We start from the raw sequence: 18,558 nt of genomic DNA, 5'->3' as shown, positions 1-18,558 counted from the left end.
GCCCGACGGCGCGGGCTTTTAATGTGCAACTTCACCGCATGTCGTTGCAGAACTGTGCAATCCTGGAGCACCCTTCCCGAAGCATCTCCATGCTTGTCGCGTAGGAAATGCGAAAATATGGGCTCATTCCATAAGCGGCGCCCTGGACGGTCGCGACATGCTGCTCATCGACCAGCGCCATGACAAAGTCGACATCGCCTTCGATCTTGCGTCCGCCCCGGGTCGTTTTTCCAATCAACGAAGCCATGTTGGGGTAGACGTAAAAGGCGCCTTCGGGCTTGTGGCAACGAAGACCGTCGATCTTGGAAAGAGTGTCGACGACGAAGTCACGGCGTTCGCGGTAGATGGCTGCGCGCTCTTTCAAGAGATCCTGGGGGCCATTCAGGGCTGCAATCGCGGCCGCCTGCACGACAGTGGAGATACCGCCGCTATTTTGGCCGTTGACGTTGCTTATGGCACGGATCAGTTCCTTGGATCCGCTTGCGCAAAAGCCGAGCCGCCAGCCAGTCATGGCGTAAGCTTTCGAAACGCCGTTCATCGTGAGCACTCTGTCGTGAAGCCGTGGCTCCACTTCGGCGATCGTGCAGAACTCGAAATCATCGTAGACGAGGTGTTCATAGATATCATCAGTGAGGATCCAGACGTCAGGATGACGCAGCATCACCTCGGCAATCGCGGCCATCTCGGCGCGTGAGCAAGCCGCACCGGTCGGGTTGTTGGGAAAGTTCAAAAGCAGCCACTTGGTCCGCGGCGTAATCGCGGCTTCCAAATCCTCGGCGCGCAGCTTGAACCCAGCATCTTCGACGCAAGGAACAGCCACAGGCACGCCGCCGGCGAACTTGACGATGTCCGCATAGCTTACCCATGACGGTGTCGGAATGACGACTTCATCGCCGGGATTGCAGGTCGCCAGCATCGCGTTGAAGATGACCTGCTTGCCGCCACCCGATACGATGATCTGGCTGGCATCATAGTCGAGGTTGTTATCACGTTTGAACTTACGCGAAATTGCCGTCTTCAAGGCGAGCGTCCCATCCATGGGAGGATATTTCGTATCGCCGGCAAGCGCTGCGGCGTGAGCGGCCTCGATGGCGTGGACAGGCGTTGGAAAATCCGGCTCGCCGGAAGACAGGCTGACGACTTTGACGCCGTTGGCCGCGAGCTCGCGAGCTCGCTGCGTCATTGCTGCGGATGCTGATATCGAAACGTTCTTCAGGCGATCGGCTGTGGAGGGCATGGTCAGGTCTTTCGTTCTCGGTAAAGCATGGAAAAGATGGTCAGACGGCGCGGATCACGACGCCAATTCTGTAACCGGAGCAATCTCGGCGCCGGCGTGATCGATTTCATTTCGGATGAGCCGCGCAAGCTCGATTGAGCCGGGCGTATCGCTATGAACGAGGATGGAGCGAGCCGGCATCTCGATGACCGTGCCGTCGATCGCCTCGACGGTGCCGTCCCGCAAGAATCGACGAACGCGGGAGCGAACCGACGCCTCATCCTTGACCAGAGCACCTGGAAGCCCTCGAACGACGAGCTTGCCCGCTGCGTCATAGGCGCGGTCAGCAAGGAAAAGCGAGAGCGTCTTGAGGTTCGCGCGCTTTGCAGCGCGCTCGATCTCGCTACCGGATGTGACAAACACCACCAGGCTGTTATCGGCCTTGGCGATAGCGTCCATCATCATGGCGGCGAGAACAGGGTCGCGATTGACCATGTTGCCCATTTCGGCATGGAATGAGAAATGGCCGACACGCATTCCTTGTGCATTGGCAATCGCTTGAAGGGCGCCGAGCTGATAAAGCATTTGCAGGCGAAGCTCGTCGGGCTGAAAGGCAATCTCGCGGCGGCCGAAACCCGCCCTGTCAGGCAGACCGGGATGAGCTCCGATGCCGACACCGTTCTCCTTCGCCAGACTGACCATCCTGCCCATGGTCTGCGGATCGCCGCCGTGGAAGCCGCAGGCAATATTTGCGGATGAAACGACGCGCATCATCGCTTCGTCATCGCAAAGCCGGTAGGGGCCGAAGCCCTCCCCCATGTCCGAATTCAAATCGATCTTCACCGTCTTCTCCCTAAGGAAACCCAATCAGCCGATGACGCCAAGCGCCCGCTTTACCATTGTCGCCGTCCGGTTCACGTCCGCGATGTAGTCGTTCACCGCCCTTTCGGTTGCTCTGGCTTCCGCGTGCGTCGAGCGCACGAACCGGATCTTGGTCCCGATGCGGGCCTGGCCGAGACGCCACAGGTCGGGCTCGATCACGCCGGCGATTTTCGGATATCCACCAGCGGTGTTTGCATCACTCATCTGTATGATCGGCTCGCCACCGGGCGGCACTTGGACCACGCCGGGAACCACACCATGCGAACGCATCTCCACCGGTGCGTCGGGCTTGATCGGATCACCTGACAGACGATAGCCGGTGCGATCGCTTTGCGAGGAAATCCGCCAGGACTGGCTCCAAAAGCGATCGGCATCCACCGAAAACAGCCCGTGCTCACCGGCGGCTATCGCGCGAACCGTGAGAACATCATCGACAACAGCCGGAAAGAAATCCGCAAGCGCCACCACAGGCTCGACGACGGCGATCGGATGATACGGCGGCGGGACAGCTTCGATCGTCACCCCAAGCCTATCACCGTTCGCAAGCGGGCGTCCGTCATGGCCGCCAAACCCGCCACGCAGGGTGGTGCTTCGTGATCCCATGACGATAGGGACATCCACGCCGCCAGCAACGGCGACATATGAGCGTGCCATTCGGCGCGGCTGGCGAATTTCGAGCACATCACCCACCACAGCGCGATAAACGCACCATGGCATCAACTCTCGGCCGTTCAAGAGCGAGGCGCCGTCAGCACCAGTGATGGCAAAGTCGACGACGCCCGAGAAGCAGAGCGTGAACGGAAACGTCTGCACTTCTATTGCAGCAGCAGATTCGGCGTTGCCAAGAAGAAGGTTTCCGACCCGTACGGCAAGCGGGTCCATGGCACCGCTAGCCGAGACACCGACTGCCCGGTATCCCGGTCGGCCAAGATCTTGGACGGTGTTCAGCGGACCTGTTTGAACGATTTCGATCACAACTCGATCCTTTCCGGAACAAAGCGCACGACGTCGCCCGGCGCCAAGAGGGACGGGTTGTCAGCCATTGGATCGAACATCCGCTGTTCGGCGTGGCCGATCGAGTTCCAGCCATTCGGGCCAGTCAGCATGGCAACACCAGTTTGCATGCCGCCAATAGTGACAGAACCCTTCTCCATACGCAGCGACGGCACCTTCTTGCGTGGCATGTAAATGCGCGGATTGAGGCCGTGAAGATAACCGAAGCCGGGTGCGCTACCGAGCGCGAACACCCTGTAGCTTCCCTCGAAATGCAGCCTCACGACTTCGCGATCACTCAACCCCGAGTGATCACAGATGGCAGCAAGATCGGTTGCGTATTCGCCGCCATAGACGACGGGAATCTCAACCGTCTTGCCTTTCAGATCGACGCTGCGCGCCTCGTTCCAGGCGTTAGCCAAGCGCTCGACAACAAGATCGGGCTGTTCTGGTGTTTCCTTGAGGATCGCCAGAATATTCGTCATGCCAGGAATGACCTCTGCGACGTCATTCCAATTCGCGACCGCACCTGCCAGTGCCCAGATCAGTCTTTGTGCCGGTAGATCGAACTCGCCAGGGGCTTCCAGCAAGAACGATTTGCCGCCGATGAAAGAAAGTCGAGTACCATCACGAAGGATATGCAGTCCCTCGTCATTCCGTGGGTGAACGTTTGTCTGTGTCGTCATGACGTCTTCTCAAGCTCGAACAAGGGCGTCGCGAAGCCGAGCAAGACGTCGGGCTCGGCAAGCGTGCGCCGCACCATACCGCCGTGAGGCGCGGTCACTGGGACAAGGATTGGCCCCACTGCCATCGAGCCGATGATGTCGCCCTGTTCGATCACCTTCTCGTTCTCATTCGCGATGATCGCCAACGGACGAAACCGACCAGCGATCGGCGCCTTGATGATGAATGTATCGGCGTGTTGCGCGAGGCGTTTTTTATTATGTGCAACCTCGACGCCTTTGCCGGCTTGGACGGTGATCCTGACGTGACCCTCGGGGGTAGTAATCTCTATGCCGTCGACACCAGCACGGATCAGCGCTTCGCAGAGCGTGGCAATCGTTGTCGGATCGGTAAGGCTGATCGCGCTCATGCCGAACTCCTGTGTCTCAACCAATGCTCGAGGTAGTGGATATCGGTTTCACCGCGGCCGAAGCCCTCGTCATCGAGAAGTGCACGCAGGAAAGGTATGTTTGTCGAAATCCCATCGATTTGAGTGGCCGCCAAGGCATCGCGCATTCTGGAGATCGCGGCGGGACGGCTATCGCCATGGACGATCAGTTTCGCAATGAGCGAATCGTAATATGGAGAGACGCGATAACCCGCATGAATGTGGGTATCGACGCGCACGCTGGGACCTTCTGGAAAGCGCACTGTCTCGACAATGCCAGCCGATGGTAGGAAGCTGTTCGGGTCCTCGGCATTGATGCGGCACTCGATCGAATGGCCAACGCTTTGCACTTCGTCCTGACGAAGCGTTAGCGGCTGGCCCTGCGCAATGGTGATTTGTTCCATGACGATGTCGAGACCGCTCGTCATCTCGGTCACCGGATGTTCGACCTGCAAGCGGGTGTTCATCTCGATGAAATAGAATCGATTGTCTTCGTATAAGAATTCAAAGGTTCCAACGCCACGATAGCCTATCTGGCGGCAGGCTTCGACGCAGGCTTGCCCTACCGGAGCGATAACGTCTGCCGCGATCCCCGGAGCTGGCGCTTCTTCAACAACCTTTTGATGCCGCCGCTGCATTGAGCAGTCTCTGTGGCCAAGCCATATGGCATTGCCATGGCTGTCGCAGATGACCTGGATCTCGATGTGACGCGGATGCTGCAGAAACTTTTCCATGTAAAGTTCTGCCGAACCGAATGCCTGCCGCGCTTCTTCGCGCGTTACCACAACTGCCTCCTGGAGCTGTTGGGGGTCGGCCACGACGCGCATGCCACGTCCACCGCCACCGCCGGCGGCCTTTATGATCACCGGGAATCCAATCTCTCGTGCCGTCGCCTCGATGGCTTCCGGGTCATTGGGAAGCGCTGTGTCCGGACCGGGCACACAGGGCACTCCGGCCAAAATCATGGCCCGTTTGGCAGCGATTTTGTCACCCATCGTGGCGATTGCCGAGGCCGGCGGCCCTATGAAAACAAGCCCAGCTCGATCGACCGCATCTGCAAAGGAGGACTTCTCCGACAAGAACCCGTATCCGGGATGGATCGCGCCGGCACCGGTGAGGCGCGCGGCAAGCAGGATTGCATCTTGATTGAGATAGCTTTTGGCGGCCGGCGACGGGCCAACACATAGAAAATGGGTGGCCGCGTCGCCATACTTGGCCGATCTGTCGGCTTCCGAACAGACAATTGCCGTTTTGAGCCCGAGTGCATCACAGGCTTTTTGAATCCTGACGGCGATTTCCCCGCGGTTGGCGATGAGAACCGTGTCAAAATGCTTTGCAGCGCCTGCGCCCTCGGCACCAAGTTGATCGCTCATTCGGCAATCTCCACGAGCACATCGCCCGTTTCCACTTCCACTCCATCGACGCCGGCCAGGTGGACAATACGTCCCGCGACCGGCGCCGTTATGCGATTGAACACCTTCATAGCCTCGATGATGAACAAGGTCTGCCCTTCGACCACCTGATCACCGACTTCCACAAACGGTGGCTCTTCCGGGGAAGGTCTACGATGGAGGACGCCAAACAGAGGCGCGGATACGCCCCGTGCCGGAGCGGCTCCAACTGAAGGGACTGGCGATGCCGTCCCTGTCTGCTGGGGAACGATCGTGGCGGCGGTACTTTGGTCTTGCGTGCGAAATATGCGAACAGTGGTGCCTTTTTCCGTAACTGACAATTCAGTCACGTTTGACTGCCCCACAAAATCGACCAACCTCTTTATTTTCTCAAGATCCATGAGCATCTCGGTGTACTGGAATGCAACTATCGATCACGGCGCAAAGCCGAAACCGCTCATCCAATAGCTAGCACGATGCATCCAATGATGGGGTCAGACGAAGTTTTGATGACCCGTGGTTTTCAGGCTGATCCAGGTTCTTGAATGGAAGCGAACCGCCGACCCCGTCGTTCGGTCATTGTTCGAGTGATCGACAAAACGATGTACGAAGTCGCTGACCCAGTCTGACATGCTCTACGCGATTGGCCTACTGGCTTGGGCGAGCTCAGCGGTAATGTGCTCCCCGTTAATCAGATGCGGGATTGGGAATTCAATCGCTGCGGGCTCGACCACCGACATCACCCCTATCGGGGCCATGATAGACATGACTTCCTCGTGGAAGGCTATCTGCTTGGCGTTGGTCCGACCCGAAAGGGTTTCCGCAGTATAGGGGCGTGGGTCGCCGTACCAGTTCTCCAGCCAGCATCCCAAAGGATTGAGCGGCAGGTCTAGGTGACGCAGCACGATTCTGTCTTTCTCCACACCCTCGAACTTTGAGCCGATGTAATCGACGAGCTCGAAAAAGAAGATGGATTGCGAGCGAACAACGGCCCCGACGCTGTCGGCGGAGCTTTTCTTCAAATGCGTCATCCGATAGTAATCCAAATGAGGGTTGAACGATATAGCCAGAACGTCGGTGTAGCGACCGAAGACCCACGCGTCGTCGGTTTCTGTAAAGGTGTCGAAAATCTCGATTTGAACGAGAGGGACAGAGATCAGTGAAAAGTACTGTCTGTCGTTGACGTTCTTCAAACCTGCATCACGCAGAAATTCTACGAACCTTCGTCCATTCGTCGTGAGTGGTGCTACGAAGGTCGGAAACTCCATCTTACCGTAGAGGGAATTATTTATATCCGCAAAGTCTAGGCTGGCCAGATGATGCTTTCCAAGCAAGGCGAAGTACGAAGAGAAGAACGGATATAGCGTGGTTTTGGACAGTGTATACCTGATGTCAATCTCGTGAGCGCTGCGCGTGGAGGCATCTCTCAAGAGGTCGGTGACCAAGCTGGAATGAAACTGTACCTTCGTGCAGAGGCCCCAAAGACCCTCAAGGAAAAGGTCGAGCGCAGAAAGCTTCACGGCCGGCGTGCCGCCAGCTATGGTGACCTGCAATTTTTCTAGTTCGGATCTAGCGACGACGAACGCTTCGTCGTCATAAACCGTGAGGTCGAACCGTGCCTTTAGATAGTCCACGAATGCTGAGTTGAGGTTCGCCGACTTCGAGAACTCGATGAAGTTGACATCTTCATCGCTATTCGCAGCAATCGTCTTCTGAATATCAGCCCAATAAACCGTCTTATTCGCGGGGTGGTAGACGAGAAGAAACAGCGGAATGGACAGCCCGCCCCAGTAAGTCATATCGTCTTGCCGCGGATAGAAGCGGAAGCTCTCATCGGTTTCGGACCGGATGTAGCTCGCTCCGGACTTTACCTGAGCTGCGACGAGTTTACCGGTTGGGAAGGCGCCCAAAGCGATTTCGATGGTGCCGTCTATCCCGACATCCTCTTGGAACTGATCACGCCAGATTAGATCGAGATCATGGCAGGCACGCTCTACGGCAAGAAGTCCCTCGCGCTCAGTCTTCGAATTCGGTGGTCTCTGACGCACTCTTCACCCTCGTCATCTTCTGACATAATCGCTTGTGCACCTGCCACGACATAGCCCTGCGGTTGCCGTTGTCCTTGCTAGGGGGCCCCCATTACGTTTGCCCCGGTTTTACTGCTGTTGCAATGCTGTCGCAGACTGCTCAATGATCCGGATTTAGGGCAACGTGTCCTTATCGACTTACTTTCGACGGTCGAGTAGGTCCCAATCGCACGCTATACCCAAAGATTCGTTGCGGACATTCCTTTATTTACTCCACACGCGCAGATTTATTCCACGTAGAAAGTATATCGCGTTTGGGTATATTCACGATTTAGCATTTCTAAGATCGCACTTTTGGCTGGGGCTGGAAAAATTGGGAGCGGGGCAGACTATGGATGAGCAGAAGCGGAAACTTCCAAAGGGCGTTGTCGGTGGTTGGCTTCTGCATCACGATCAGAAGCTATTGAATAGCAAGACGGTCGAATTCGAAAACATCGCGACCGCCGGCCGGTCAGCACGCCTACTCTCTGCTATTTCTAAGGAAGAGGGATGGACTGTCGGGAACGAGCGAGTCGTTGAGTTGGGTCGGCAACTCGGAATTCGCAAGCACGAACTGCCTGGACTGCTAGATGTGCTCGTATCTGAGGGCCTGGTTCAGACCGATAGCAGCGGAATATCGGTGTTGGGTGTCACGCAGGCCCGCTTACTAGATCACGCAGCAGGCATTTTTGATGCTCATGAACCTCAGGGTATCGAGTACGCAGCTATCGATCTGGCCGAACGGGGCAGTGCAAGCCCAGTCCGCCGGGCCGACGTATCCGAGGAGATCTCTGATACTTACAAGCTATCTAGGACAGAGTTGCAGGATCTGTTTGTTCAATCGGAGCACATCGGCTTCGTGGACTATGAGGGCAAGGGTGAGGACCGGCTATATTTCAACGGCTCACTATTCAAGCGGGAACATGCCGACAAGGCCAAGAAAATCCTCGACAGCCTATCGGGCGTAGAAACGCAGAATCTTTTGGAAGCCGACGACCGACTTGGAAAAAGCGGCTGTCTGCCTGCCGCGACAGTTAAGAAAATTGTAGGTGATATTTTATGGAGCAAGCTTCACCAGATCGGATATTTTGAGGTGAGTATCGTAGCAAATGAGTACGGCAGCACCGAATTCGTCACGAAACCAGAAGCTTTGACCAAATTCGTTCCGTCTGGTTTGGCAGATATGCTTGATGACGCGAAGGCTCTCTCGAGCAGCCTCACATTCGGCATACTCGCGAGTCCGGCTTCGCGTGGACAGATTAAAGCTCCCGATGTACTGATGGATCGCTTCATCAACCGAGGATATGTGGAAGGTTGGGCAACTGCTATTAAACGCGACTATACGGCCTTAGAGCGCAAAGGTGTCGTACAGGTTTCCTCATCTGCTAACGGCCATAGATTGACACTGCTGAAGCCGGAAGTTGGCAAAATGGCACGGGAGCTCGTTCTCCGGGGTGACGCGGCCAAGATCGCGGCCGAGCTCGTAATAGGAAATCGACAGACGGACTTTGCGGGGCCCGAAACAGCGCGTACAGAGGAACGGCGCAAAGATATTCCCGAAGCAAAGGCTGCGGCCGCGAGGTCACTGAACATTCTGAGGAAGCGCTGATGGGGAAGGCTAACGACGTTATGGACAAGGGCGGGGCCGCCGAAGAGGCTATGCGCGAGTACTTCAAAGGCCTTGGTTCGTTTGTTCTGCGCGGGGTTCCAGTTAAAGAGGGCTCTGAGACTGTCACAGACATAGACTTGTGGGTCTACACCAGATCGAGCCCGCTTTCCCGACATATTACGATCGTAGATATAAAGAACAAGAAGCGCGGGAAGGCCTTTGAGCGAGCGGTCTGGCTCAAAGGATTGCAGGCAGCTGTTGGCGCAGATGACGCCGTCATTGCATCCCAGGGTGCCCGTGACTCGGCCTACAAATTTGCGAACCGGCTCCAGATCAAAGTTCTTTCGAGTGGCGTATTTGACGCTATCGTCAAGAAGTATTCGAGCGAGGGCGAACGACTTGCATTTGAAGTAGTAGATAGCGAATGGCGTAGCACTATGATCGACAGATCGAACGTCTCGGCATTTGTTGAGTCTGCTAGACTAGAGGTCTCAAGAGGAATCGACTTCGCAGCCCTAAATCATTGGCTCGACGATGCCGTGAAATTGTTGAAGGAGGCTCGTGATCGCGAACGCCTATCCGCCGGACCAATAACTCGAGCATGCTATTTTACCTGCGCCTTAGTCTCAATTGCCGCAGACTTTCTCGGGAGGGAGCTCGTTCTCGCCGATCATGATACGAGAAAAAATCATTTTCGTTCCGGGATGATCTTCGGTCAGAGTGACGACGCTGCAGCAAAGCGATATCTTGACTTCGCTGAAAGCGTCGCAACTGACTTCCTGGACCAGAGCGGCGCAGCCGCCGCAAAGATTAGAAGCGGATTCGAAAAAGCTGCAGCAGAGCTACCGGTCGAAGGGCTAGTTGAGTTCTTCTCGAAGGCAAATTCTGGTCAGGAGCTTTTTAAAGCTGCTCAGGTGCTTGAGGAAGCGGCATTCGCCAAGACACTAGCAAAACCCTCTGAGCTTGCCGTCGAGGCAAAGGTAATTCTCGGTCTGTTGAGCGATTATGGCGGCGTCAGGCGCTCTGAAATTTTGGGCACAGGCGACACGCTTGGTAAGCGCAAGGCAGCAGATAGCACAGCGTCTCAAGGACTGCTTCCAATCTGACCTAACCTACCACGTCCAAGCGTTCAGTATGCAGGCAACCCTCAAGATACCAGTTGCAGCACGCGAGCGACCAAGCGGCTCGTCGACAGGCTCTTTATTTTGCAAAACTCAAAGCTCGGGCTAATGATGACCTGCGCCCATTTTCCAAGCTATGTCGCAGTCAGCCCGAAAAAAGCTACCAGTTTACAAAATTCAATCCGGTTGACAGAATCAAAAAAAAGCCCATTATCGCATCTGGTCAAGAATGGAGCGGTACGTGGCGAAGATTTATCCGTGGGACTATCATCCCGACCTAACCGAGGATCGGCTTTGCGCCGTGGCAGCGATGATTGTTGACGGTCGCCACGCAGCTCTAGACAGGTTTGATGAGGAAGCCGGCGACAACGGTTGGACACATGGGTGTCGTGCTTTTCAATTCGGACGAGCTCGCATTTTAAGAGCGATTGATGGCGGTGAAAGTCCGTGGCTCACCGCAATCGATCGCAGCCTACAACTGATTTTCAAGATCGGTGAAGTCCCTGTTCGCATTTATAAGGGCTTGGCCGAGGAACCAACCGGCCGCACCCTACGCCAGAGCTACGGCGAGCTTCAACAACTGGGCCTGCTTTTTCCGGATCGCCACGAGGGGCACGATCTTGCGTATCGTTTTGCGGTGGAGACGGATGTCGATGGAACCGTAATCGCAGTAAATTTTGTTGGTTTGCACGGGGAAACGGCTGTTCTCAACTGGAGCGTGCCGTTCGATAGTAGCCTTGGATTTACCGGCACGGTTGGTCGTGAAGCGTCCGAGAGCGTTGAACTGGAGGCGCCGCCCGTCGGTCTGCGCTCAGACCGTGTCGAGAAGGACGGCAGCGAGGATGCTTGAGGCGATGCTTTCATCCAAGAGCTAAATCATGCCTGAACAAGAAATCTTTGAAGGTGAGCGGTTGCGGCTCGCGCGCGTAGCTCAAGGCCTGACTCTTGACGAGTTGGGTGAGCGGATTAGTGCGACGCGACAATATCTCAATCAGCTGGAGCAAGGCACAAAGTCGCCGACGGAGCAAATGGTGGGTGCACTGGCTGCAGCAGTCGGCGTGACGCCAAGTTTTTTTGGGATGATCACGAGAGGCGGAGTGCGGCCGGAGCAGTGCCATTTCCGCAAACAACGGACCACGCCGATGTCGGTTGTCAGCCAAGTCCTTGCGCGTGGCACGCTGCTTGATAGCTTCATCGAAGCCCTCGATCACGAGTTAGATCTTCCTAAGGTGTCTTTTCCCGACATCCATGTCACGACTGCGACAGACATCGAAAAGGCAGCTGAGGAGACTCGCCAAGTCTGGAAGCTGGGATCTGGTCCGATTTCCAGCATGATGCGTGTTGTTGAGAATGCAGGCGCCGTCGTCAGCTTTTTCAGTGGTGTATCGGAGCGCGTTGACGCACTTTCAATAGATCGCCCTCGGCCAATGATTATCAGAAGTGAAGCCAAGCCAGCTGCAGTTCGACTGAGATTCGATCTTGCACACGAATGCGGCCATCTAATCATGCACAGAGGCATTGAAACCGGAGATAAGGCAACAGAGAGCCAAGCCAATCGGTTTGCAAGTGCATTCCTTCTGCCGCGGTCGTCTTTTATTCATGAGTTCCCAAGGGGACGGCTGCTTAACTGGCATGCAATTTTTGACTTGAAGCTTCGTTGGAAGGTATCCGCGGCCGCGATTATTCGGCGCGCCTTTGACCTCGGGATCATATCTGCCGACCAGTATCGGACCGGCTACATCCATCTCAGCAAAACTGGACAGAAAAAGATGGAACGATACGACGACGAAATTGCTGCAGAGGAGCCTGAGCTCCTCCAATCCGCGATGGCAGCTCTCGAGAAGGCGTTCCCAGGGGCGGTTCGACGCCTTGCTGCAGAGTCGGGATTAGAGGCGGAAATGTTCAATAGTGTTTCGGGTCTCAAACTACCTGAGCCGCATGATGATCGGAGCACTAAGGTCATCAATCTCTTTGGCCGTTAACTCCAGTTCCCCTTTATGGAAATGCTCGGTTGAGCAACAAGGGAAATAGATCATACACCACCACTTTCGCGGTACCGTCTCCACTTTTAAATTTCTATTGGTGGCCTAATGTTCAGGCCACCGTGTCGAGAAAGCGTCCCTAAAGGGAGTCTGGATTTGAGGCGGCGCTTCCCTCACATATTCAGCTGCCAAAGCAAACTTTTCGGGCGACAAACCACCAATATATGCAAGCGCTTCATCCGTGGAGTAAGCACGTTTCGTCAAGTCAGCGTAGTTGGGTGCGAGCGCCGTCCAGATCACCGCATCAAATTCATTTCGGCGTCCCCAATCGTCCACGTCATCGACAGCCTTGGGATGGCGCTCCTTGGCACGGGCGCTCACCGTTCCAGTTTTGATGTCGACGTATCCCACCCCGTTGACGTGAGCCATTCCCTCGCGAACTCTGAGATTCTCGCGTGCATCTCCTAGATCCGCAAACGCGCTGATAGCGTAATATGTCGGACATACCGTCCCATGTTGCTCATCCACCACGAGCGTCAAGCGACCGTTCCCCGAGACCCTGCTGAATTCAATGGCAAGAGGCGGCCCACCGACCTTGAATGCCTCCGTGATTTTAAGTTGTCGGGGGTCCCAAACCAGCGAACCCCAACCCAGAACCGCAATTCTCATCGCACCCCGCCTCTATTTCAGACGCAAGCCAATTACATCAGCTCGCCGCCTCTGGGTCTATGAAGCCGACAGTTTTCGTACAACGTCAACCATCGGGGAAGCAACGCCCAGGTCAATCTGATTCACGGTGGCCTTGTGCAAAGCCCCCGATCGTTATCACGGAAGAATAGCAGCCGTTCCTTGTATTTTGCCTGATACTGATTTGCGAGCCTTGCGCGCTTCCGTTCGAGTCTAGACTTCTTCCAGGCTCCTTCACGGCGCCAGTCAAGCCGAAGTATCACACCTGGGCTCAGTGGAAACGGAACGACAGCGAGCGGATTACTCAACCCAAAAGATCGACAGGTCCGCCGCCTTTGACCCAAAACACAGGGTTGTCGCTTGTGGCCAATTGTTGATCTTCGCTAATCTCATAGCTCCAATTCATACGCGCCATGAGTTCCATCAAGGGTTGGGCCTGCTGGAAGGCAAGAAGCCCGACCCGACGATCAACATGCATTGTGAACGCATCGTTGCCGTGCAGAATCTTATGGATGGCTCTATCCGCGTCCGACAGTTCGCCCCTTTCCTCCCTCTCTCGAAAATCGCGATCCATACTATGTCGGCCGCCCCACAAAGCAATTTGACCCATAGTTTGCGCGAACTGCCGAAGTTGCGCGGGATTTCGCGCAAACATCGTGGCTAGGAACGCCGCGAAATCGAGCTTTGCGACAGGTTCCAACGGCTTAAACGCTAACAGATCAGGATAAATACTCGCAGCCTGCGACTCGATAGTCGCAAGCGTGTCCTCAATGATCTCGGTTCGGATGCCATCCTCTCCGACCGGCGTGTAGATGTTAGTCTCGAAGGCAGTCTTCTCGGGAGTCGATTTGCGTGCAATCCCCGTCACGCAGTCATGCGTTCATAATTCTCCGTCGGGCTGTGTAAAACGCCTCAGATAGAATCTCGGGACCACATGCTGTCTTTTCGTCCGCTCGCTCATACTATCCCCCACGCCCGAAACCTCCCCCTGCCCGTCATCTCGCGCAGGCCGAGCTCCACCACGATCCGCCGTGCGGCCTGCTGCGTGACGCCGAGCGTCTCGGCCACCATGCCAGCCGAGACCAGTGGCTTTGCCATCACCAGCTCGACCAGCTCCGGCAGTTTCGAAGACGTTCGTCTCCCTGACACCTTCCGCTCCATCATGGTGCGGGCCAGCGCCAGCCGGTCGTGCTCCTTCAGGCCGTTCTCGGCCGCCGCCAGCAATCCGTGGGCGATCGCCAGCAGCCTTGTGTCACGATCGCGATGCCGGCGCCGATCGACCGGGATGGTTTTCAGGCCAACATTGACCGCCACCAGGTGGTCGCCGGTTGATATCCCGCCCTGGCGCAGCAGCGCCGCGGCCAACAGCCGGCCAAGCCACGGCGCGTGCTGCGACACGGATAGCTTGTTCCAGGCGTCGAGAGCGACAATCGCCGCCAGCACCGACGGCAGCTCTTGCGCATGCCGCACGACGTCGCGCCATTCATCGAGCCGCGCATCCTCATCCCAGTCGAGATCGTAGATCAGCGCCTTGGTGTCGGCCGCTCGACCGCTGACGCCAGCACGGCTGGGGCGTCTCGCTTGCTCGATCGCGGCGTTAGAGCGGGCAAGCACAGCGTCGATCTCAGCGAAGACACTCATGTCGGGATCGGACGCGTTCGCGCCACCTCGTTGCTCGCGCTCCCCCTCCCCTCCCCCCGGTGGCTCGCCCTCAATCTCGTCAGCCTCACTCCCGCCGTCGTCTCCCAATGATGGTCCGGGCCCAGGCCCAGCCTGCGCCCGGCGAAGCGCGCGCAAGCCGTCGGGGCTGAGGGCCCAAGTTAGCGACTGGCTGGCGATGCGCCGGCGGCTGCGCAGGACGTCGCGGGCGATGGTCAGTTCGTGGGTCGGGGCGCGGACGTCGGCGCCGGCATCGTGCAGGACGAGGTCCTCGAGATGCACGAGTTCGCCGTCGAGCCACAGCGAGGCGCAGGCGTCAGCAAAATTCTGCCGTTCGAGGAGGCCCACGCCGACGGCTGAGCGGGCGATGCGCTCGTCGAGCCGGCACAACGCTGCTGTCGCCTCAGTGACGAGATTCAGCATGCTTTGGAGAGGTAGAGCCGCGAGATCGTAACGCATTGAATTCATGGTAAATCATTCGTTAAACGAATGCTATGTGATATTTACTATTCGCCACTGTGTATGACTTTCAGGTGGGTTTTCAATTATCGATAATGATCGGTTATCGATTGTGGATATAAAAACCACGCGAATCCGCCTTGTCGGTCGCTCTTGCTCAGCGGATTGCCCGCAAATCCTGGCCTTCGAGCGATTTTCCGCCGAATTCGGTGAACCGTTCCGCCGCGACCGGATGGACGCGCCGCGTACCGGCAGGTCGCACCAGCTCGCTGTGGACGCCCAATGCGACCTGGCGAGGGGACTCCCCAATGACACCACCTGACATCAAGCCCAGTTTTCCAGTGTTTTCGCCACAGAGCGCCGCTGACGCGCGTTTGGCCCCGTGGATGGGTACAGATGCGTATCGTATCGAAGATCGCGCTGTACGATCTCCCATTTACTATGTAAAACACGCTTGCAAAGGAACCTTTATCACCACATTCATTATCTGAACGAAGGTCCGAGATTCGAGCAACAAATTCATGGCCAGAAACATCGGGGCGGCCGCCCCTCCCCCAGCCCGCCGGCTAATCGGTTATGCGCGCGTCTCAACGGACGAGCAGTTTAACGATGCTCAAGTCGCGGAGCTCCGTGCAGCCGGCTGTGATCGCATTTACCAAGAACACGGATCCGGTGCGTCGCGAGCCCGTCCGGTGCTCACGCGTATGCTGGGCGAGCTGTCAGGCGGCGACGTCCTTGTCGTCGTGCGGTTGGACCGCCTGGCGCGATCTGTCAGTCACCTGCTCGATGTGATCGAGGATCTCGAACAACGTGGCGTACATTTCCGCTCCCTCCGCGATCCGATCGATACGTCGACTCCGCAGGGCATGTTCTCGCTACAGGTTCTCGGGGCCGTTGCCCAGCTGGAGCGCGCCTTGATCGCCGAGAGGACAAAATCAGGCATGAGGGCGGCCAAGACGCGGGGCCGTGTCGCCGGTAACCCTGGACTACGCGAGCGCCGCCCTGAAGCAATCAGGGCCGCAGCCGCAGCCCGCAACCAAGTCTATCTTGATGAGCTGATCACCTCAGCGCAGACATGGCTTCCAACCGTCAAGCAGCTGCGGCCAAAGCACAGCTGGGACAACGTTGTGCGCGTCCTCAATCGGAAGGGCCACGACTGGACCGTCGAACGCCTTCGCCGCGCCGTCCACCGGATGGTTCGAGAAAAGCTCGCGGATCCTGCTCTTCTAGAGCGATCGCCACGTCGGCCGTCAGAGGATCACCATATGAAGCTCGTCGCAGCCATCGCAATCGCAGATCCCACCCTGTCATTGCGCGACATAGCCGGCCAGCTCGACCGGATGGGTGAGCGCCCAGTGCGCGGTGGACGAAAATGGCAGCCTTCGTCGGTCAAGGCGCTGCTGGATCAGGCGTTCCGGTTCGGACTTCTGCGCCAATGAGAGAATCGAGATGCTCTCATCCGTGAGACGATCGGCTGAACCCAAGTTCAGTTCAGTAGTCCCAGCTATCCAACGAGCAACCAGACGACTGATACTAGCGACGGTGATACGAAACTTAGTCCAAACGGTTGCCGGTCGCGATGACTGATCGATGTTGCGGTGAGGCTGTGACTGGCATTCCCTCAAATGGGAAAAGCGGTATAACACCCAACATGAAGCGAGGCCAAGGCCACTATCCCTCTCGAAGTTGAAGAACGGCTGCCAGCGCACCGGATAGGGCTCAAGTTAATCTTATCAGCTAGATTGAGCGCACAGACACACTTAGTCTGAGCCAAAACCTATATTCAGAGGCGTTTTCGATATGGAAGATCGCGTCCGTTTCGCGCTCGAAAAGCTGCTCAACGTCGCCAATGGTGATACCAGCCAGAGCCGCCGGGTGGCCAACTTCATCCTCGCCTGGTGGAATGCCGACGTTCATGGCGGCTTCGACCTGACAGACCTTGCCGATCTCGACCGCGACGTCTGCGAAGACGTGATCACCGTCTTCACTTGGATGGCCCGCGAAGAAACGCTCTCCTATCCGGATGCTTACAAGCCGGAGATCGTCGATATCATCCGCCGCTGGCGGCCGCACGTGGAGATCGTCTGATGGTGACGAAGCGGAAATCCACGGCCCTCATCGGTGCCGATCGGCGAGCCGTCGAGCTCGACACTATAGCCGCGGTGTTGCCGATCGAGCGTCGCGACGAACTCGCCGAGCCGCTGACCGACCAGGACATCGAGACGCTGCGCCACCTCGTCAACGAGGGAATGGGCGACAACACCCTCCGCGCCATCACCTCGGATCTCGCCTATCTTGAAGCCTGGGGGCTGGAGGCAACCGGCAGTCCCCTCCCCTGGCCGGCGCCGGAAGCGCTGCTGCTGAAATTCGTCGCCCATCATTTGTGGGATCCGCAGCGACGGGAAGATGATCCACATCATGACATGTCGGCCGAGGTCTGCGAGTCCAGGGCCCGACCGAAACAAAGAGGGCACGGTTTCAGCATGCAGCGCCTGGCAAAATCACCATGAAGAAGCCTTCCCTAGATCAACGTCGCGAACTGGGCGCTTTCCTGTCCGGCCAGCGTGCGAAACTTGATCCGCACGACTTCGGTCTTCCGGCTGGTTTACGACGCACTCCAGGGCTGAGACGAGAGGAAGTGGCCGTGCTCGCCGGTGTCAGCGTCAGCTGGTACACGTGGCTGGAGCAGGGCCGCGACATCCAGGCGTCGTCCGACACCTTGGCTCGGATTTCCAGTGTTCTCAGACTTGACGCCGTCGAGGCGGCCTACCTCGCAGCCCTCTCCTCCCGGGGAGCGCCGCCTGTTGAGACTGGCGGGACGCTAAGCCATGGCCTACGCGACCTGGTCAATGCGATCCAACCAATCCCCGCATATGTCCGCAACACCCGGTTCGACATTCTCGCGTGGAATAATGCAGCTGCCGACATGTTTGTCGATTATGGCTCTCTCCTGCCCCACGAACGCAACACCCTGCGCCTACTGTTCCTGTACATGCCCTATCGGACGCTGATCCTCGACTGGGAGCAAATGTCGCGTGGCATGATCTCAGCTTTCAGGGCGGCGCGGGCGCAGGCACAGGACAGGGCGCCATTCGATCGCTTGATCGCTGAGCTCAATGAGCTCAGCGAGGAATTTCGCTCTTGGTGGCCTGACACAAATGTTCAAGGTTTCGATGAAGGCCGCAAGCGCCTAAACCATCCCATCCATGGGCATGTCGAGTTTACATATGTGGCGCTTTCTCCGGAGGGGCGGCCTGACCTTTCGCTAGTGACTTATATTCCGCGGAAGGCTGCCTATGACTCGGACTCATAGGATCACAACACGCCTTACTGCACGGCATTCCCCAGACTACTGAGTGCTCAACAGCGCTTCTCGTGCGGT

18 protein-coding genes and 1 pseudogene are annotated in these 18,558 nt (G+C 57.0%); 8 read left to right on the top strand and 11 right to left on the bottom strand.

The window, feature by feature from the left end; genetic code table 11:
* Positions 1–31 precede the first annotated feature (31 nt).
* The 8 genes from ACODTZ_RS24535 to ACODTZ_RS24500 all read right to left on the bottom strand — a co-directional run bounded on the left by ACODTZ_RS24535 (position 32) and on the right by ACODTZ_RS24500 (position 7,641).
* A complete protein-coding gene (locus tag ACODTZ_RS24535) occupies positions 32–1,237 on the bottom strand; it encodes a pyridoxal phosphate-dependent aminotransferase (RefSeq protein ID WP_489028827.1) in 1,206 nt (401 codons plus the stop codon).
* Positions 1,238–1,291: 54 nt separating this feature from the next.
* Entirely contained in the window at positions 1,292–2,059 is a 768-nt protein-coding gene (locus ACODTZ_RS24530) for a LamB/YcsF family protein (RefSeq protein ID WP_489028825.1), read from the bottom strand.
* 24 nt (positions 2,060–2,083) lie between these two features.
* A complete protein-coding gene (locus ACODTZ_RS24525) occupies positions 2,084–3,073 on the bottom strand; it encodes a 5-oxoprolinase subunit C family protein (RefSeq protein ID WP_489028823.1) in 990 nt (329 codons plus the stop codon).
* Entirely contained in the window at positions 3,070–3,777 is a 708-nt protein-coding gene (gene pxpB, locus ACODTZ_RS24520; protein WP_489028821.1) for a 5-oxoprolinase subunit PxpB, read from the bottom strand. The genes ACODTZ_RS24525 and pxpB overlap by 4 nt, the downstream gene beginning before the upstream one ends.
* Positions 3,774–4,184 (bottom strand): acetyl-CoA carboxylase, encoded by a 411-nt coding sequence (locus ACODTZ_RS24515; RefSeq protein WP_489028819.1) that lies wholly within the window; start codon positions 4,182–4,184, stop codon positions 3,774–3,776. Before ACODTZ_RS24515 ends, pxpB begins: the two co-directional genes overlap by 4 nt.
* Positions 4,181–5,575 carry an acetyl-CoA carboxylase biotin carboxylase subunit gene (locus tag ACODTZ_RS24510; protein WP_489028817.1) on the bottom strand — a complete coding sequence of 465 codons (1,395 nt, stop codon included), beginning with the start codon at positions 5,573–5,575 and terminating at the stop codon, positions 4,181–4,183. Before ACODTZ_RS24510 ends, ACODTZ_RS24515 begins: the two co-directional genes overlap by 4 nt.
* Positions 5,572–5,994: an acetyl-CoA carboxylase biotin carboxyl carrier protein gene (locus ACODTZ_RS24505; RefSeq protein ID WP_489028815.1), complete on the bottom strand. Its 423-nt coding sequence runs from the start codon at positions 5,992–5,994 to the stop codon at positions 5,572–5,574. The genes ACODTZ_RS24510 and ACODTZ_RS24505 overlap by 4 nt, the downstream gene beginning before the upstream one ends.
* A 234-nt stretch (positions 5,995–6,228) precedes the next feature.
* Complete coding sequence (locus tag ACODTZ_RS24500) at positions 6,229–7,641, bottom strand: DUF4365 domain-containing protein (RefSeq protein WP_489028813.1); 1,413 nt, start codon at positions 7,639–7,641, stop codon at positions 6,229–6,231.
* 370 nt (positions 7,642–8,011) lie between these two features.
* Between ACODTZ_RS24500 and ACODTZ_RS24495 the strand changes: the two genes are divergently transcribed.
* The 4 genes from ACODTZ_RS24495 (at position 8,012) to ACODTZ_RS24480 (ending at position 12,371) form a co-directional block, all read left to right on the top strand.
* Positions 8,012–9,268, top strand: coding sequence for a hypothetical protein (locus ACODTZ_RS24495; RefSeq protein ID WP_489028811.1), 1,257 nt, complete (start codon positions 8,012–8,014; stop codon positions 9,266–9,268).
* Positions 9,268–10,374, top strand: coding sequence for a hypothetical protein (locus ACODTZ_RS24490; RefSeq protein ID WP_489028809.1), 1,107 nt, complete (start codon positions 9,268–9,270; stop codon positions 10,372–10,374). Before ACODTZ_RS24495 ends, ACODTZ_RS24490 begins: the two co-directional genes overlap by 1 nt.
* A 256-nt stretch (positions 10,375–10,630) precedes the next feature.
* Complete coding sequence (locus ACODTZ_RS24485) at positions 10,631–11,239, top strand: hypothetical protein (protein ID WP_489028807.1); 609 nt, start codon at positions 10,631–10,633, stop codon at positions 11,237–11,239.
* 28 nt (positions 11,240–11,267) lie between these two features.
* Complete coding sequence (locus tag ACODTZ_RS24480) at positions 11,268–12,371, top strand: helix-turn-helix domain-containing protein (RefSeq protein ID WP_489028805.1); 1,104 nt, start codon at positions 11,268–11,270, stop codon at positions 12,369–12,371.
* Between the two features lie 105 nt (positions 12,372–12,476).
* Here ACODTZ_RS24480 and ACODTZ_RS24475 read toward each other — a convergent pair whose 3' ends face one another.
* The 3 genes from ACODTZ_RS24475 to ACODTZ_RS24465 form a co-directional block, all read right to left on the bottom strand.
* A complete protein-coding gene (locus tag ACODTZ_RS24475) occupies positions 12,477–13,040 on the bottom strand; it encodes a hypothetical protein (protein WP_489028804.1) in 564 nt (187 codons plus the stop codon).
* Between the two features lie 322 nt (positions 13,041–13,362).
* The gene (locus ACODTZ_RS24470; RefSeq protein WP_489028802.1) at positions 13,363–13,926 is read right to left on the bottom strand and encodes a DUF4238 domain-containing protein; all 564 of its coding nucleotides are present in this window, start codon (positions 13,924–13,926) and stop codon (positions 13,363–13,365) included.
* Between the two features lie 89 nt (positions 13,927–14,015).
* Positions 14,016–15,185, bottom strand: coding sequence for an RHE_PE00001 family protein (locus tag ACODTZ_RS24465; protein ID WP_489028800.1), 1,170 nt, complete (start codon positions 15,183–15,185; stop codon positions 14,016–14,018).
* A 512-nt stretch (positions 15,186–15,697) separates the two neighbouring features.
* Here ACODTZ_RS24465 and ACODTZ_RS24460 point away from each other — a divergent pair.
* The 4 genes and pseudogenes from ACODTZ_RS24460 (at position 15,698) to ACODTZ_RS24445 (ending at position 18,489) form a co-directional block, all read left to right on the top strand.
* On the top strand, positions 15,698–16,615 hold the full coding sequence (locus tag ACODTZ_RS24460; RefSeq protein ID WP_047511041.1) for a recombinase family protein: 918 nt from the start codon (positions 15,698–15,700) through the stop codon (positions 16,613–16,615).
* Positions 16,616–16,976: 361 nt separating this feature from the next.
* The gene (locus ACODTZ_RS24455; RefSeq protein ID WP_209234197.1) at positions 16,977–17,264 is read left to right on the top strand and encodes a DUF7673 family protein; all 288 of its coding nucleotides are present in this window, start codon (positions 16,977–16,979) and stop codon (positions 17,262–17,264) included.
* Positions 17,264–17,620 (top strand): annotated as a pseudogene (locus ACODTZ_RS24450) (integrase); the annotation flags it as partial. The gene ACODTZ_RS24455 and the pseudogene ACODTZ_RS24450, both read left to right, overlap by 1 nt.
* Positions 17,621–17,682: 62 nt before the next feature.
* Positions 17,683–18,489 (top strand): helix-turn-helix transcriptional regulator, encoded by an 807-nt coding sequence (locus ACODTZ_RS24445; protein ID WP_209234196.1) that lies wholly within the window; start codon positions 17,683–17,685, stop codon positions 18,487–18,489.
* The last annotated feature ends 69 nt before the right edge of the window (positions 18,490–18,558 follow it).

Source organism: Rhizobium sp. FG113, from assembly GCF_057809895.1.
The sequence above is the reverse complement of the archived record's forward strand: the minus strand, read 5'-3'. Positions and strand labels throughout refer to the sequence as shown.

Bases quoted from the DNA above. Each gene is read 5' to 3' on its own strand.
- ACODTZ_RS24535 (WP_489028827.1), bottom strand. From the start codon at position 1,237: ATGCCCTCCACAGCCGATCGCCTGAAGAACGTTTCGATATCAGCATCC.
- pxpB (WP_489028821.1), bottom strand. From the start codon at position 3,777: ATGACGACACAGACAAACGTTCACCCACGGAATGACGAGGGACTGCAT.
- ACODTZ_RS24515 (WP_489028819.1), bottom strand. From the start codon at position 4,184: ATGAGCGCGATCAGCCTTACCGATCCGACAACGATTGCCACGCTCTGC.
- ACODTZ_RS24510 (WP_489028817.1), bottom strand. From the start codon at position 5,575: ATGAGCGATCAACTTGGTGCCGAGGGCGCAGGCGCTGCAAAGCATTTT.
- ACODTZ_RS24505 (WP_489028815.1), bottom strand. From the start codon at position 5,994: ATGGATCTTGAGAAAATAAAGAGGTTGGTCGATTTTGTGGGGCAGTCA.
- ACODTZ_RS24495 (WP_489028811.1), top strand. From the start codon at position 8,012: ATGGATGAGCAGAAGCGGAAACTTCCAAAGGGCGTTGTCGGTGGTTGG.
- ACODTZ_RS24490 (WP_489028809.1), top strand. From the start codon at position 9,268: ATGGGGAAGGCTAACGACGTTATGGACAAGGGCGGGGCCGCCGAAGAG.
- ACODTZ_RS24480 (WP_489028805.1), top strand. From the start codon at position 11,268: ATGCCTGAACAAGAAATCTTTGAAGGTGAGCGGTTGCGGCTCGCGCGC.
- ACODTZ_RS24475 (WP_489028804.1), bottom strand. From the start codon at position 13,040: ATGAGAATTGCGGTTCTGGGTTGGGGTTCGCTGGTTTGGGACCCCCGA.
- ACODTZ_RS24465 (WP_489028800.1), bottom strand. From the start codon at position 15,185: ATGAATTCAATGCGTTACGATCTCGCGGCTCTACCTCTCCAAAGCATG.
- ACODTZ_RS24460 (WP_047511041.1), top strand. From the start codon at position 15,698: ATGGCCAGAAACATCGGGGCGGCCGCCCCTCCCCCAGCCCGCCGGCTA.
- ACODTZ_RS24455 (WP_209234197.1), top strand. From the start codon at position 16,977: ATGGAAGATCGCGTCCGTTTCGCGCTCGAAAAGCTGCTCAACGTCGCC.
- ACODTZ_RS24445 (WP_209234196.1), top strand. From the start codon at position 17,683: ATGAAGAAGCCTTCCCTAGATCAACGTCGCGAACTGGGCGCTTTCCTG.